The following is a 13,876-nucleotide window of genomic DNA, read 5'->3' on the forward strand; positions in this document are numbered from 1 at the left end:
GGGCCACGTCGACGACGCTAGGCCGGCTTAAACGTTTCGGGAGTCAACGCCGACCTTGATCCAGTATGCGAGTTCCTCCTCGTCCTGAAGTCTGTGAAAGGGAACGGTGAGCCATCTCGTGCCCATCGGCCTGTCACTGCCCATGTTTGCCGGTTCGCCTCCCCGTCGAATGAGCTCGTTGTACGCTGCGGGATCTGTGTGCACGAGCAGGTCGCCGTTGCGACGGACGGCGACCGCCAGTCGTTCATCCACCATGAACGACTGTCCGCCGAACATCCGCAATTCACGCACGTTCTGCCACGGGGCCATGAGTTCCAGGACCCTGCCGGCAAGGGCGTCGCGCGGGGTCGGTGCGTCGGTGGTCACCGTCCGCCTTTGGCGATGTAGTCCTGGCCGTCGTTGTGGAGGTGGAGCGTGTCGATTACGCCGTCGAGGTACGTGAAAAATTCGGCGAACCGGACCATGCCGCCGGGCATCTCGGCGTCGTACAGGACAGCGGAGGCATTCCCGTCGTGAACCTCGCGGACCACGGTGAGGCTGCGGACGGTCGAGACAAAGCCGGCCACGCCGTGCAGGAAATCTTCAGTTGAATTCGGACGGTGGCCTGCCAGGGAGCCCGTGAAGTCGAGGTGCTCCGACAATAACGTGCGGAGCCCCTGTCCTTCACCGAACGAGGCAGCCCCCGCAGTGAGAAATTGGTAGTACGCCTGCAACACTTGCGGTGCTGACGTTGAGACGATGTTGCCCATGGGCCGCTCCCTTGATTACGGATACACACTGAATATGAAACGACCGCCACGTATTGTCAAGGCGTCTACGGGCCCTGCTTTCCGTGGGCAACCCGGGCGAGCTAGGGCTGCCGGAAACAGCCACAGCCGACGGCGGGCCTCACCACCTGGACGGGGACCCGCCGTCGGGCCTCACCACCTGGACGGGGACCCGCCGTCGGGCCTCACCACCCGGACGGGGACCCGCCGTCGGGCTTCCATTGCGGAATATAGGTGGCGGCCAGCCCCTCGCTGCCCCGGGCCAGCAGCGTGACGTCGGCGCCCACCAGGACCAGGCCCGCGCCGGCATCCAGGTAATGCCGGGCCGCGCCCTCCGCGAACGCGTTGACGCCCACCGGTTTGCCCGCCGCCTTTGCCGCCGCAATGCAATGATCGACGGCGGCCAGGACCGCAGGGTCTTCCTGCGCCCCCAGCAGGCCCATGGAGGCGGCGAGGTCGGCGGGGCCGAGGAAGATGGCGTCGACTCCGTCCACGGCCAAAATGTCCGCGACGTTTTCCACGGCCTGCGCCGACTCGATCTGCACCATCACGGTGATGGTCTCCGAAGCCCGCTCCACATAGTCCGGGATGCGGTTCCAGCGGGAGGACCGGGCCAGGGCCGCACCCACGCCGCGCACGCCCCGCGGCGGGTAGTGGGCGGCGGCCACCGCAGCCTCGGCGTCGGCAACGCTGTGGATCATGGGGACCATGAGCGACTGGACACCCAGGTCCAGGTACTGCTTGATGATGACGGGGTCGTTGACGGGCGGGCGCACCACGGCCATGACGGGGTAGCTGCGCACAGCCTGCAACTGGGCGAGGATGCTCTCGAGCCCGTTGGGGCCGTGCTCGCCGTCGAGCAGGACCACATCCAGGCCGGAACCGGCGCAAAGCTCGGCCATGAGCGCACTGCCCGAGGATACCCACATGCCCACGAGCGGGCGGGTGGCGGCGGCGAGCGCGTCCTTGAGCGACGGGTCGGGGGTCACGTGAAGTGGCATGTGATGGTTCCCAGCTGTCCGTAATCGGCAAAAATGGTGTCGCCCGCACTGACCCACAGAGGACTGGTGAAGGAGCCGGAGAGGATGAGTTCGCCCGCCTCGAGCGTGTCCCCGTGGGCGGCGAGCTTGTTGGCCAGCCACGCCACGCCGTGCGCGGGGTGGCCCAGCACGCCGGCCGCCACCCCGGTCTCCTCCACGGTGTGGTTGCGGTAGAGAATGGCGGCCACCCAGGGAAGGTCGACGGCGTCCGGGCGCACCGGGGTGCCACCCACCACCATGGCGCCCAGGGCGGCGTTGTCGCTGATGGTGTCAACTATGGTGCGCCCCTCCATCTCAATCCTTGAATCAAGGATCTCCAGGGCCGGGGTGACGTATTCGGTGGCGCGCAGAACGTCGAAGAGGGTGGCATCCGGGCCACTGAGGTCCTCCTTGAGCAGGAAGGCCAACTCCACCTCGACCCGGGGACGGGTGTAGTGCGACCACTCCAACGTGGTGCCTGATTCCAGGACGGCGTCCTTGAAAATGACGCCGTAGTCCGGTTCCGTGATGCCGGTGGCGCGCTGCATGGCCTTGGAAGTCAGGCCGATCTTGTGTCCGCCCAGCACGCGTCCTTCAGCTTCGCCGCGCCCGCGCCACAGGCGTTGCACCCGGTAGGCGTCCTCGACGGTCATGCCGGGATATCTGGTGGTCAGTAGGGGTACCGGTGTTCTGGTCAGGGCGGCTTCGACGAGCTCGTCGGCAATGCTGGCGATGGTTTCGTCATCAAGCATGGTGCGTCCCCCTCACAGCTGTCCGCCCAATTTGAAGCCCTTGTTTCCGTTGTCGCCGTGGTTGGAAGGAGCGCCGCGGGTGTAGGAGAAGCCGTCGGCGCCGACGGTGACCGCCTGCTCGGACGCCCCCTCTGGGGAGGTGACCGGCTGGGGCCTCCCGTCCAGGTCCAACACGAGCGAGGCTTCGGTGTACCAAGATGGGACCACGGGATTGCCCCACCAGTCACGGCGCTGGTTGTCCTGGACATCCCAGCTGATGACGGGATTGTCGGGATCGCCCGTGTAGTAGTCCTGCGTGTAGATCTCAACCCGGTGGCCATCCGGGTCCAGGATGTACAGGTAGAAGGCGTTGGAGACGCCGTGCCGGCCCGGTCCGCGTTCGATCCTGTCGGAGATGCGCAGGGCACCCATCTTGTCGCAGATTGCGATGATGTTGTGCTTTTCATGCGTGGCGAACGCCAAGTGGTGCATGCGGGGGCCGTCGCCTTGGGTCAGTGCGGTGTCGTGGACCGTCTGCTTGCGGTGCATCCAGACCGCGTAGGTGGTGCCGTCGGCGTCACGAATGTCCTCGGAAACACGGAAGCCCAGAGCCTCCAGATACTTCTGGCCGCGCGAGACATCCGGGGTGACCTGGTTGAAATGGTCCAGCCGGACCAACTCGCCAGCCGTGTAAAGGTCGTAACGTTGGGTCAGCCGCTCCACATGAGCGGCTTCGTAAAAGAACTCGTAGGGGAAGCCCAGAGGGTCCTGCACCCTGACGGCGTCGCCAATGCCCCTGACGAAGCCACCCCTGCGCCGCTCGGTGCGGCAGCCCAGCTGCTCGTAATACGCCTCGGCAGCGTCGACGTCGGCCGGTGTCCGCACCCGGAATGCGGCCACGGCTGCCGCGGCCACGGGGCCCCGCCGCAGCACCAGGTTGTGGTGGATGAACTCCTCCAAGGTGCGCAGGTAAATGCTATCCGCGTCCTCGAACGTGACGTGCAGGCCCAACAGGTCCACATAAAACTCGCGGGACTTGGCAAGGTCGGTGACCACCAGCTCCATATAGGCGCAGCGCACAATATCCGGCGGCGGGATGCTCGGGGTGGGGATGAGGTGGCTCATGACGCCCCAAACCGCGGGGTGTGCACGGTGCCCAGCGTGATGTGCACGGCCTGCTGGTCGGTGTAGAAGTCGATGGAGCGGTAGCCGCCCTCGTGGCCCAGCCCCGATGCCTTGACGCCGCCGAACGGGGTGCGCAGGTCCCGCACATTGTGCGAATTCAGCCACACCATGCCGGCCTCCAGATTCTGGGCGAAGGTGTGGGCGCGGGCCAGATCGTTCGTCCACACATAGGCGGCCAAGCCATACTTGACGCCATTGGCCAAAGCCAGCGCCTCGCCGTCGTCCGCAAAGGGGGCGATGGCAACCACGGGGCCGAAGATCTCTTCCTGGAAGATCCGCGCGTCGGGCCTCACGTCGGCAAAGACGGTGGGCGCCACGTAGTTGCCGGTGTCCAGGCCCGCGGGGCGCCCGCCGCCTGCGAGCAGGCGGCCCTCGGACTTGCCGAGCTCCACATAGGACATGACCTTGGCGTAGTGCTCGGGGTGCACCAGCGCGCCCACCTCCGTGGCGGGGTCGTGGGGGTCGCCCACCACAATGTTCTTGGCCCGGGCGGCGTACTTCTCACAGAACTCGTCGTAAATGCTGCGCTCCACCAAGATGCGCGAGCCGGCCGTGCAGCGCTCGCCGTTCAGCGAGAAGACGCCGAACAGGGCTGAGTCGATCGCGGCGTCGAGGTCGGCGTCGGCAAAGATCACGCAGGGGCTCTTGCCGCCGAGCTCCATCGACAGGCCCTTCAAGCTGTCTGCGGCGTTGCGGAAGATGGTCTGGCCCGTGGTGGTTTCGCCGGTGAAGGAGATCAGCGGGACCCCGGGGTGCTTGACCAGGGCGTCGCCGGCGTCGTCGCCGAGGCCGTTGACCAGGTTGAACACGCCCTGTGGCAGGTCTGCCTCCTCGAAGATACCGGCCCACAGCGAGGCCGACAGCGGGGTGAACTCGGCCGGCTTCAGCACCACGGTGCAACCGGAGGCAAGTGCCGGCGCCAGCTTCCAGGACTCGAGCATGAACGGCGTGTTCCACGGCGTGATGAGCCCGGCCACGCCGACAGGCTTGCGGTTGACGTAGTTGAGCTGGGCGCCGGGCACCTTCATGGCGTCATCGACCTGGGCCACCACGAGGTCGGCGAAGAAGCGGAAGTTCTCCGCCGCCCGCTGTGCCTGGCCGCGGGCCTGGGTGATGGGCAGGCCGGTGTCGAACGTTTCCAGCTCGGCCAGCTTCGTTTCACGGGTTTCGATGGCGTCTGCGATCTTGTTCAGGATCCGGGCTCGCCCGCGGGCTTTCAAGTGCGGCCACAGCCCGTCCTTGAACGCCCTGGTGGCGGCTGCCACGGCCAGGTCGATGTCCGCCTTCTGCCCGGCTGCGGCCGTGGCGTAATTGCCGTTGGACACCGGATCCAGCACATCAAAGGTCTCCCCTCCCGCCGAATCCACGTGCCGGCCGTCGATGTAATGCTGGATGTGGTGGGGGAGATCTTCCGGGATGAAGTGGCCGGTCATGGGGTGTCCGCTCCTTCTGCTTGGCCTTCTTGGTTTGCACGGCCTGGCATTGCGGCCGCCCAGTCCGTGAACCGGGCCCGCCACCGATCGTCCAGGGGGAACAGGCCTTCCACGCTGTGGCCCTGTACGACCATCTCGGCGATGAACGTTTCCTCGTGTTCCTGGGTGATGGCGGCGTCCACCACTTCTTCCGCGTACGACGGCGGGATGACCAGCAGTCCGTCAGCGTCGCCGACAATGATGTCGCCTGGTTGGACGGTGGCTCCGCCGCAGGAAATGGTCACGTCCGTGTCCCACGGGATGTGCCGCCTGCCCAGGACGGCAGGGTGGGCGCCGGCGTGGAAGACGGGCAGGTTCAGGGCCGCTATCTCAGCAATGTCGCGGACACCGCCGTCCGTCACAACGGCTGCGGCACCGAGGACCTGGGCACGCAGGGCCAGGACGTCACCCAAGGTTCCCGCGCTGGGATCACCGCGGGCCTCCATGACCAGCACCTCGCCGTCGTGCAGGGAATCGATGATGCGCTTCTGGGCGTTGAAGCCGCCGCCGTGCTCTGGGAACAGGTCCTCGCGGTTGGGCACGAAGCGCAGGGTACGGGCCCGGCCGGCGATGCGCAGGCCGGGCTGGGTGGAGGCCAGGCCGTCGATGCTGACGTTGTTCAGGCCGCGGCGGCGCAGCTGGGAGCTGAGGGTGGCAGTGCCGACGCTGGTCAGTTTGCGCCGGAGTTCAACGCTGAGGCCGGCGGTGGAATGCTCCTTGGGGGGAGGGGCCGTGGTGGGAAGGTCCTGGGCTGGCTGGTTCCGGGGTGGGAGGGCGGCGGCTTCCGGGGAACCCCAGGCGTTTATGCGGTCGGCATCGGTGGCCCGGGGGACGTTGCCGTAGGCGGCCATCGGGGTGCGGTCCTGCACCACAGTGGTGCGCAGCCTGCCGGTGGACAAGCCCGATTCAGGGTCAGCAACTTCAACCTCGATCACATCGCCCGGCACGGCAACGGAGGAACCGGCGGGGGTGCCGGTGAGAATGACGTCGCCAGGCTCCAACGTCATCAGCTGGGACAGGTCCGCCACGATTTGGCTGAACGGGAACAACAGCCCTGCACTGCCGTCCTCCTGGACAAGTGCCCCGTTGAGCCACGTCCGGATGTACAAGGCAGTTGGGTCAACGGCGTCGGCCGGGATGAGGCCAGGGCCGAGCGGGGTGAATCCGTCGCCGGACTTGGAGCGGAGGTTGGAGCCCTTGTCAGCATATTTGAGGTCGTACACGCCGAGGTCGTTGGCTGCCGTGACGTGCCGAACGTGGGACCAGGCATTCTCCGGGCTGACCCGGCGGGCGGGGGTTCCGATGATCAGTGCGATCTCACCTTCGAACGCCAGCAGTTCGCAGCCGTCGGGTCGTTCAACGTCCGCGCCGGACAGGCTCAACGAGGAAGTGCCCTTGAGGAAGTAGGACGGCAGGTCGGGGGTGCGGCCGCGCTGTTCGGCGCGGGAGCGGTAGGCCACATGGACGGCCATGACCTTGCCGGCCGCCTTGAATGTGCCTGCTGAGACCTGTTCCACGAAACACCCCGGTTTGACGGTTGCCGTTGACTGTTGCTGCGGCCAGGTGTGGTCGCGGCGGTGACACCACGGTCCTTTCAGCCCGCGGGCGGGGGACCATGTACGCTCAAGCTTCCGCCGCCACCGCCGCCGCGTCAACCAAGGCGGGCTGGCCGGGCGTCCGCCAAGACTGCGGTGCTAACCTCCAAACTAGAGAACGCGCGGCGGGAGGCACCATGACAGCAGCACATAAATCGGACTGGTGGGACAGGTTCTTCTACGTCGCCATCATCGTCAAGGGCCTTGACGGCGTCCTGGAACTGTTGGGCGGCGCACTCCTGCTTTTTGTCGCCCCGGACAAGATCAAGCAGCTGGCCACCCTCATCACACAGCCGGAACTGACTGAAGATCCGGACGACTTCATCGCCAACCACATCCTCCAGGGGGCCGCCGGACTGACCGGCCATGTGGTGCTCTTTGGTGCCATCTACCTGCTGGCACACGGCATCGTGAAGGTCGTCCTCGTCATCGCCCTGCTGCGCCAAAAACTGTGGGCCTACCCGTGGATGATCGCAGTCCTGATCATCTCCATCCTGTACCAGTTCTACCAACTGAGCGTGACGCCATCGGCCGGCCTCGTGGCGCTGACGGTGTTCGATATCCTGATAGTGGTGCTCACCTGGCACGAATACCGCCGGCACCGGGCGCGAAGGATAGGGGCAGCATGAAGATTCTCATCGTTGGGGCAGGGGCTACTGGCGGCTATTTTGGTGCCCGGCTGGCCGATGCCGGGCGGGATGTGACGTTCCTGGTCCGCGAGCAGCGCGCGGCGTTCCTGCAGCAGCGCGGGCTGCGGGTTGCCGGCCTCGAGCAGGAGCTGCGCATCGAGCCAAAGGTGCTCACGGCGGGGGCGCTGGGTGAGGTGTTCGACGTCGTTCTTCTCACCGTGAAGGCTGCCGGGCTTAAAAGCGCGATCGCCGACCTTGCCCCGGCGGTGGGGCCCGATACGTTGATCGTGCCGTTCCTGAACGGGCTGGCGCACATGGATGCGCTCGCGGCGGCATTTGGCGCGGACAAGGTGCTGGGCTCGGTGGTGCACTTGGTGGGCACCATCAACGGCGACGGCGACATTGCGATCTTGCAGCCGCTGGCGCGGTGGACCCTCGGCGAGCAGGGCGGCGGCACTTCCGCGCGGTTGGAGCGGCTCCTGGCCGCGATTTCGGTGCCCGGAATTGATGTCATCCCAGCGCCCAGCGGCCTGGATGCGATGTGGCAAAAGTGGGTGTTCATCGTTGCGGCGGGTGTGGTGACCTGCCTGATGCGCGGGCCGGTGGGCGACATTGCTGCGGCGGATGGGGGAGCGGCCTTCGTTGCCGACGTCGTGGCTGAGACTGCAGCCGTGGCGGCAGGCGCGGGATTTGAGGTGCCCGCTTCGGAGCAGGCCAACACCTTGGAGTTTCTGACCCAGCCGGGTTCTTCTTTCACGTCCTCGCTGTACCGGGATGTGACGGCCGGGCTGCCCAATGAGGGCGAGCACATCGTCGGCGACTTTGTCCGCCGGGCCCGCGCACTGGGTGTTGCAACACCGCTGATTGACCTGGCGCTGCTGCAGCTGAGGGTGCACGGGGTGGGTGCGGGTGCGGCCCGGCGCTAAATTCCAGTCAGCAAATCGTTGGTGTTGGTGCCCGCGCCTGGCCCAATGACTTTGACGGTGAAGTCCTCTTTGAACATTTCCGCGACATCTACACGGTATGCAGGGGGAACCTCGATGCGTTCATCAACGGTGACGAGTCCTTCCATGGCCCAGAGCCGGACGTTTTTGGCCATTTCAAGCAAATCGGGGTGCGCTGTCTCTGGTGATTCAAGCGCGGAGATCAGCATGGCTGCCTTCGGCGGCGTCTCAGAGGCGCACTGGACGAGGAATGAGGTCATGTCCAAATGCCAGTCGTCAAGCTGGCCCGGCTCGGAACCGGCAAGGGTTGAATTGAAAATGAAGTGGTCCAGTAGATCTCCGACGGCAAGCGCCATGCGTTCCGCATCGGCCAAACAGCCTGCTCCCTTGCTGCTCACAAGAACTCGGTTGTTCTTGAACTCGATGAGCCCGGACTCGACGAGAAGCCCCCAGTAGAGGTTGAATCTGGTAATGAGGTCATCCTCGAGTTCATCGGCGGTGGCCGACGAACGCCTGGCCACATCCAGTGAGCCGCCTCCGCTGTGGCTGAGTGCAGCGAATGCTGCCGGCTGATCCTTTTTGAAAATGCGCGACTTGGCCGTCAGGCTCTTGCCCCCGCCAATCCACATCAGCAAGGCCTCGGCGTTCTTCCATAAGGGCGACGCCCGTACGGTTCCCAGGACCAGCTCCCTGCTCAGTTCAGGAACAAAAATGTCAGAGAGTTCGAACTCCTTCGGATCAAGCCAGTCCGGGTCAGGCCGCAAAGAATCCAAGTTCAATTCGGTGCCTGGAGCCAGACCAGGCCACTCGGGTTGTTTCAGGGTCTCTTGCAATGCCATTACTTCGTGCATGGTTCCCGTCCAAAGCGCTGACTCAACCAGGTATTCAATGAAATCGCGTATGCCACTGCGCAATGCAAACGTCGCCTGAGGATTGATGCTTGCAGCCGTTTCTATGACTTCATCCACAGCGTCAGGCATCAAGGATCGGAAGTCGGCCTGCGGGTCACATATTAGATAAGCGCCAATGAAATCGTCAAGGATCATCAAGGAGATATCGATGGACTGATCGCCGCGGTGTTTGCCGGACAGCCATAAGGCGAACCCCCGTCTCAGGGTTTCCATCGACCGTTTCACGCGCGCCTCGTCCAGTGACGCTACATGTGCGCCACCGGTATTGGCTGCTGCTTTCGCGGGGTTGCCGAAACGGGATTTCTTGGACTTGCTGGACTTCTTGGCCACAGGGTTCCTTGCGGTCAGGGGACGAATCACTTAACCGTAGCCGCCAAGAGCGGGCGCCGAAAATTGTCAAGCTGTGTGGAGTCACTAGGCTATTTTTTGGGGTTCTTCGGGTTTGGGGAGGTTGATCCCTACGTGTTGGGCTGGGGCTGGTGTGGTGGGTCGTTGGCGGAACCTTCCTGGGTTTTGTTCGTAGTATTCCTGATGGGTTTTGTCACGTTGGTTCCAGAGCTCTTTCCAGGATCCGTCGTGGACTTGTGCTGGTGAGAACAAGGCGATGCCGGAGTGTTTATGGTCGGTGCTGTACCAATGCACGTAGTCGGTGAGGTACTCTCTGGCGGCCTCGAGGCTTTCGAAGATTCGCGGGTAGTTGGGCCGGTATTTCATGGTCCGGAAACCAGACTCACTGAAGGGATTGTCGTTGGAGACGTAGGGCCGGTTGAAGGTGAGTTCCACGCCGTGGGCGGTGAGCGCGTCACGAAGCAGGTGTGACTTCATGGCAGGGCCCGAATCCGCATGGACCACTTGCGGGGCGCCGTACCGGGCGATGGCGGCCTCGAACATCTTGACGGCGAGGTGGTCCGCCTCGCGTTCCTCGATCCGCCAGCCGACGATCTCCCGGGAGTAGATATCCATGATGGAGTAGACCTTGAAAACCGTTCCCTGCCACTTGGAATAGACGTCGGTGATGTCCCAGGACCAGACCTGGCAGGGGCCGGTGGCCTTGAGAACGGGCTTCTCAGCGGTGCCGCGTTTGCCGCCGCGTTTGGTCGGGACTGTGGGGCGTGCGTTCTGGTCCTCGTACTCTGCCGCGATCCGCCACCAGGTGCGGCGGGAGGCGATCATTACCCCGTTGTCCCAGGCCGTGGCGAAGGAATGATCCACGGAGTTGTTCTTCTCCCAGCCGGCCAGGATGAACTCAAGAATCCAGTCCTGATGGATGGTGCTGATCCGGCTTTCATAGGCCCGGTCCCCCTGGTGGATGGGGTTCTGGACGCCTGGGCGGGGATTGAACCTGTAGTGCCAGGTCCCACGCGATACACCCGCAAGTTTCAGGGCCGTCCGCTGGGAACCGGTGACCTCTTTCAGCTCCAGGACGAGAGTGTTCTCAGCGGCTATGAACGCTTCTGAGCGCTCGTCGGGGGCGTATCGGGCTCTGGCACGTTCAACTCGTGCAAGAGCCCTATAGCTTTTCCCAGTGCTGAATTTGACCCTTCTAGCTCAGCAATACGCTTCTGGAGTTTTTCGACTTCGACACGATGGGCGGCTATCTCTTTCGCGCGTGCTTTTTCAAACGCGGAGAGTTCACGATTTGTTGGGACCATACCTCCATGCTCTCGCGGAATCAGGCCCCGGTCGATATCTCCCTGGACCACCATCGTGCGCCATCTGCGGAAGATCCATTCGGAAATCGAATGCGAGGCAAGCCACTCCCTCCGTGACCCATGCGGCTGCAAATAGTACTCATGCACGAACTCACGGATCTCTTCACGGGTAAATCCCTTGTTATCAACGGCCACGGTCGGCTCCTTCAATCAACGGTTAATGAGTGACTCACAACCAGCTTGACGCAGAGGGCGCGTTGGCCAAAAGTGCCCCGTATGTGATGGAGCGTTGGTTGGGCGTTGCCTGTGAGGGGCTTGTTGCCTCGAGTTCTGACCTTAGCGTCCGGATGCGCGCCTGCAGTCATACATCTCGACGCTAAGGTCAGAACGCGATGTTTAAGGTCAGAATTCGATGCCGTCCGTCAGCCGCACCCGCCTGTAGAATGCGCTTGCCTGGCCACAGCGAAGGGTGGGCAGGTGCGCCCGCCCGGCCCGCGCCGTCGTACCTCACAACCTCAGACGCGGCAGCACCTTCCGGGGCGTTTTGGCGAACGCGGCATCACTTCGGGGCAGGTGTGGCTCCGGGACCGCCAAGATGGACGGGGAAATCGTCCTTCAGCAGGTCAAAGACGTCGGCGCGCCAGGCCGCCGGCACCTCGATGAATTCGCCTACCGTGACAAGCCCTTCCTCTGCCCAGTGGGCAATATTCTGGGCGATGGAAAGGAGATCCGGGTGCACCGTGTTCGGCTCTTCGAGTGCCTGGATGAGCAGCGCCGATTCTGGCGGCGCCGCTGAGGCGGACTGGGTCAGCCAGTCGGCCATCTCCACGTGCCAGTCCTCGAAGATGCCTTCCTCGGAGCCTTCCAGCGTGACGGTGAAAATAAAGTGGCCGATCAGATCGGTCACGGTGGCCAGCATTTCGCCCTCATCGCGGAGCGGCACCGGATGCGGTGTGGGGCGGACGTGGGTGTCGCCCACGGTGATCAGGCCGGCCGTTTCCAGCAGTTCCCAGTAGAGTGCGAGCCGGGCCGCGTCGTGGTCCTGGGGCGTGGTGAAGTTCGCGGCGGCGGAAAGCTTGCCAACACCGGTGTGGCTCAGGGTTGCTGCGGCACCCTCCTGGTCAAGCAGGGTCCCGTGGTCCGTGAGCTCGCGGCCCTCGCCAATCCAGTCCAGCAGGGCGAGGGTGTTGAGCCACAAGGGGGAATTCTTTGCCGTCTCGACGGTTTCCTCGCGTGAGAGCTCCGGGATGTAAACTTCCGCGAATTCGTAGTCTTCCAGGGGCACCTCCTCATAGTCGAGGTAGCTGTAGTCGCCCCCGTCCACGCCGTCGACCCCGGTGGTGAGATCACCGCCGTCGTTCATTTCAGGCATGCCGGTCTTCCTCAGTTCCTCCAGGACGGCCGCAAGGTCTGCCGGCGTCCCGGTCCAGAGACCTGATTGGGCCAGATAGCCAACGTAGTCGTTGACGCCGCTGCGCAAGGTCAGGACACCCATCGGGTTTGCGTGCGCCGTGACCTCCATGACCTCCTGGACTGCTGCGGGAACCAGTGCGGTGGGATCGGTGTGCGGTTCCAGGATGCGGTACATGTCAAAGAAATCGTCCAGGATGGCCAGGCTGATGTCGATTGACTTGTTCGGGCGGCCTTGGGCCTCCAGCGAGTCAACGAAACCCGACGACAAGGCCATCATGGCGCGGTCGAGACGGGCATCGGCGGAAGGCCGGGCTGCGGTGCGCGCCGCAGCGTCGGCCGAGGCCTTGGCGGGGTTGCCGAATCGGGACTTCTTCGTGTTTTTGGGCTTCTTGGCCACAGGATTCCTTGCGGTCAGCGGGACGGTTGCCTACAACGTTAGCGCCTCAGGCGAGCGAGCGTTCGCGAAAAGCGCCCCACAAGTGAGCGAGCGTCGGGACAAAAGACGTCATAGGTGAAGGAGCGTTGGGAAGAAAGCCCCCTTATGTGATGGAGCGTTTGAATCAGGCGGTGAAGGGGGTTAGCACGATCTTGCCTGAGCCGTGGCCCGACATGCTCGCTGCAAAGGCCTGCGCCGCATGCTCCATCGGGAAGGTTTGGGCCACATCCACGCTCAGTGTGCCGTCCTCCACCAGCAGGGACAGTCGTTGCAGTTCGTCGGCGTCGGGGCGGACCCAAATGTACTGGCCGCCGTGGGACAGCACTGTCCAGTCGGCGATGGAGGCGTGCCGGCCACCGACCTTGAGCAGCGCAAGTGTGTCCTCGAGGACGCCGCCGGCAAAGTCGGCCACGGCATCGACACCCTCTGGGGCAAGGGCGCGTACCCGTTCCTCCAGGCCGGCACCGTATTCCACCGGTTCGGCGCCGAGCTCACGCAGGCGGTCATGGTTCTTGGCGGAGGCGGTGGCGATGACGCGCACTCCCTCGGCGGCTGCCAGTTGGATCGCGGTGCGGCCCACACTGCCGGACCCGTTGTGGATCAGCAGGGTCTGACCCGCAGGCACTCCCAGTGCGTCCAGCGTGCGCTGGGCTGTCATGCCGGTCAGCGGAAGCGCCGCGGCCTGTTCCCACGTGAGTGACGCCGGCTTGTGGGCCACGATGGCCGCCGGCAGTGCCACGAGTTCGGCGAACGTGCCGCCCTGAACGGTGTCGCGCCGGCCGTAGGAGTACACCTCGTCACCCACCTGGAATTCCGGGGTGTCAAAGCCGACGGCCTCCACCACGCCGGCCACATCCCAGCCCGGGACGACAGGAAAGGTGACGTCCATGAACGGGTCCAGCCCACCTGACATGAGCTTCCAGTCGACGGGATTCACCCCGGCCGCCTTGACCCTGATCAGCACGGCTCCGGGCGACACCTTCGGAACGGGGCGTTCGCGCAGTTCCAGAACCTCGGGTCCACCGTATTTGGCGTAACTCATGGCCTTCATCGTTGCACTCATGGTGAGAGTTCCTTTCCGTAGCTTCCACTGTTCCAACCAGCACGCACCGCGCCGAATTC

The 13,876-nt window shown here is 64.3% G+C and carries 15 protein-coding genes; 3 read left to right on the forward strand and 12 right to left on the reverse strand.

Going from position 1 to position 13,876, the window contains the following annotated elements; translation table 11 throughout:
- Positions 1-27 precede the first annotated feature (27 nt).
- From art_RS15075 to art_RS15105, 7 genes are all read right to left on the reverse strand, one after another.
- Positions 28-366, reverse strand: coding sequence for a TfoX/Sxy family protein (locus art_RS15075; protein WP_038466102.1), 339 nt, complete (start codon positions 364-366; stop codon positions 28-30).
- Positions 363-749: a hypothetical protein gene (locus art_RS15080; protein ID WP_038466105.1), complete on the reverse strand. Its 387-nt coding sequence runs from the start codon at positions 747-749 to the stop codon at positions 363-365. The genes art_RS15075 and art_RS15080 overlap by 4 nt, the downstream gene beginning before the upstream one ends.
- Before the next feature lie 203 nt (positions 750-952).
- Positions 953-1,768: an HpcH/HpaI aldolase/citrate lyase family protein gene (locus art_RS15085; protein WP_173425241.1), complete on the reverse strand. Its 816-nt coding sequence runs from the start codon at positions 1,766-1,768 to the stop codon at positions 953-955.
- On the reverse strand, positions 1,753-2,538 hold the full coding sequence (hpaH, locus tag art_RS15090) for a 2-oxo-hept-4-ene-1,7-dioate hydratase (protein ID WP_038466108.1): 786 nt from the start codon (positions 2,536-2,538) through the stop codon (positions 1,753-1,755). The genes art_RS15085 and hpaH overlap by 16 nt, the downstream gene beginning before the upstream one ends.
- 12 nt (positions 2,539-2,550) lie before the next feature.
- Positions 2,551-3,642, reverse strand: a complete 1,092-nt coding sequence (gene hpaD / locus art_RS15095; protein WP_038466111.1) for a 3,4-dihydroxyphenylacetate 2,3-dioxygenase — start codon at positions 3,640-3,642, stop codon at positions 2,551-2,553.
- Positions 3,639-5,135, reverse strand: a complete 1,497-nt coding sequence (gene hpaE, locus art_RS15100; RefSeq protein ID WP_038466114.1) for a 5-carboxymethyl-2-hydroxymuconate semialdehyde dehydrogenase — start codon at positions 5,133-5,135, stop codon at positions 3,639-3,641. The genes hpaD and hpaE overlap by 4 nt, the downstream gene beginning before the upstream one ends.
- Complete coding sequence (locus art_RS15105; protein ID WP_052136610.1) at positions 5,132-6,691, reverse strand: fumarylacetoacetate hydrolase family protein; 1,560 nt, start codon at positions 6,689-6,691, stop codon at positions 5,132-5,134. The genes hpaE and art_RS15105 overlap by 4 nt, the downstream gene beginning before the upstream one ends.
- Positions 6,692-6,906: 215 nt before the next feature.
- On the opposite strand from art_RS15105, the gene art_RS15110 reads away from it, so the two are divergent.
- A complete protein-coding gene (locus art_RS15110; RefSeq protein ID WP_038466117.1) occupies positions 6,907-7,398 on the forward strand; it encodes a DUF2127 domain-containing protein in 492 nt (163 codons plus the stop codon).
- Positions 7,395-8,324: a 2-dehydropantoate 2-reductase gene (locus tag art_RS15115; RefSeq protein ID WP_038466120.1), complete on the forward strand. Its 930-nt coding sequence runs from the start codon at positions 7,395-7,397 to the stop codon at positions 8,322-8,324. The genes art_RS15110 and art_RS15115 overlap by 4 nt, the downstream gene beginning before the upstream one ends.
- Here art_RS15115 and art_RS15120 read toward each other — a convergent pair.
- Positions 8,321-9,583, reverse strand: a complete 1,263-nt coding sequence (locus art_RS15120; protein ID WP_038466123.1) for a hypothetical protein — start codon at positions 9,581-9,583, stop codon at positions 8,321-8,323. The genes art_RS15115 and art_RS15120 overlap by 4 nt on opposite strands.
- A gap of 84 nt (positions 9,584-9,667) precedes the next feature.
- A complete protein-coding gene (locus art_RS15125) occupies positions 9,668-10,465 on the reverse strand; it encodes a DDE-type integrase/transposase/recombinase (RefSeq protein WP_082000108.1) in 798 nt (265 codons plus the stop codon).
- Here art_RS15125 and art_RS21770 point away from each other — a divergent pair.
- Positions 10,457-10,711, forward strand: a complete 255-nt coding sequence (locus art_RS21770) for a hypothetical protein (RefSeq protein ID WP_157875147.1) — start codon at positions 10,457-10,459, stop codon at positions 10,709-10,711. The two genes, art_RS15125 and art_RS21770, sit on opposite strands and share 9 nt — an antisense overlap.
- On the opposite strand, the gene art_RS15130 is transcribed toward art_RS21770, so the two are convergent.
- From art_RS15130 to art_RS15140, 3 genes are all read right to left on the reverse strand, one after another.
- Positions 10,696-11,100 carry a hypothetical protein gene (locus art_RS15130; protein WP_052136010.1) on the reverse strand — a complete coding sequence of 135 codons (405 nt, stop codon included), beginning with the start codon at positions 11,098-11,100 and terminating at the stop codon, positions 10,696-10,698. The genes art_RS21770 and art_RS15130 overlap by 16 nt on opposite strands.
- A gap of 364 nt (positions 11,101-11,464) precedes the next feature.
- A complete protein-coding gene (locus art_RS15135; RefSeq protein WP_038466126.1) occupies positions 11,465-12,715 on the reverse strand; it encodes a hypothetical protein in 1,251 nt (416 codons plus the stop codon).
- Positions 12,716-12,878: 163 nt separating this feature from the next.
- Complete coding sequence (locus tag art_RS15140) at positions 12,879-13,805, reverse strand: NADP-dependent oxidoreductase (protein WP_082000577.1); 927 nt, start codon at positions 13,803-13,805, stop codon at positions 12,879-12,881.
- Between the last annotated feature and the right edge of the window lie 71 nt (positions 13,806-13,876).

It is taken from the genome of Arthrobacter sp. PAMC 25486, from assembly GCF_000785535.1.
Classification (GTDB): Bacteria; Actinomycetota; Actinomycetes; order Actinomycetales; family Micrococcaceae; genus Specibacter.

Excerpts from the sequence above, each read along its gene's own strand:
- art_RS15085 (WP_173425241.1), bottom strand. The coding sequence starts at position 1,768 with ATGCCACTTCACGTGACCCCCGACCCGTCGCTCAAGGACGCGCTCGCC.
- art_RS15080 (WP_038466105.1), bottom strand. The coding sequence starts at position 749 with ATGGGCAACATCGTCTCAACGTCAGCACCGCAAGTGTTGCAGGCGTAC.
- hpaE (WP_038466114.1), bottom strand. The coding sequence starts at position 5,135 with ATGACCGGCCACTTCATCCCGGAAGATCTCCCCCACCACATCCAGCAT.
- art_RS15110 (WP_038466117.1), top strand. The coding sequence starts at position 6,907 with ATGACAGCAGCACATAAATCGGACTGGTGGGACAGGTTCTTCTACGTC.
- hpaH (WP_038466108.1), bottom strand. The coding sequence starts at position 2,538 with ATGCTTGATGACGAAACCATCGCCAGCATTGCCGACGAGCTCGTCGAA.
- art_RS15115 (WP_038466120.1), top strand. The coding sequence starts at position 7,395 with ATGAAGATTCTCATCGTTGGGGCAGGGGCTACTGGCGGCTATTTTGGT.
- hpaD (WP_038466111.1), bottom strand. The coding sequence starts at position 3,642 with ATGAGCCACCTCATCCCCACCCCGAGCATCCCGCCGCCGGATATTGTG.
- art_RS15140 (WP_082000577.1), bottom strand. The coding sequence starts at position 13,805 with ATGAAGGCCATGAGTTACGCCAAATACGGTGGACCCGAGGTTCTGGAA.
- art_RS21770 (WP_157875147.1), top strand. The coding sequence starts at position 10,457 with ATGATCCACGGAGTTGTTCTTCTCCCAGCCGGCCAGGATGAACTCAAG.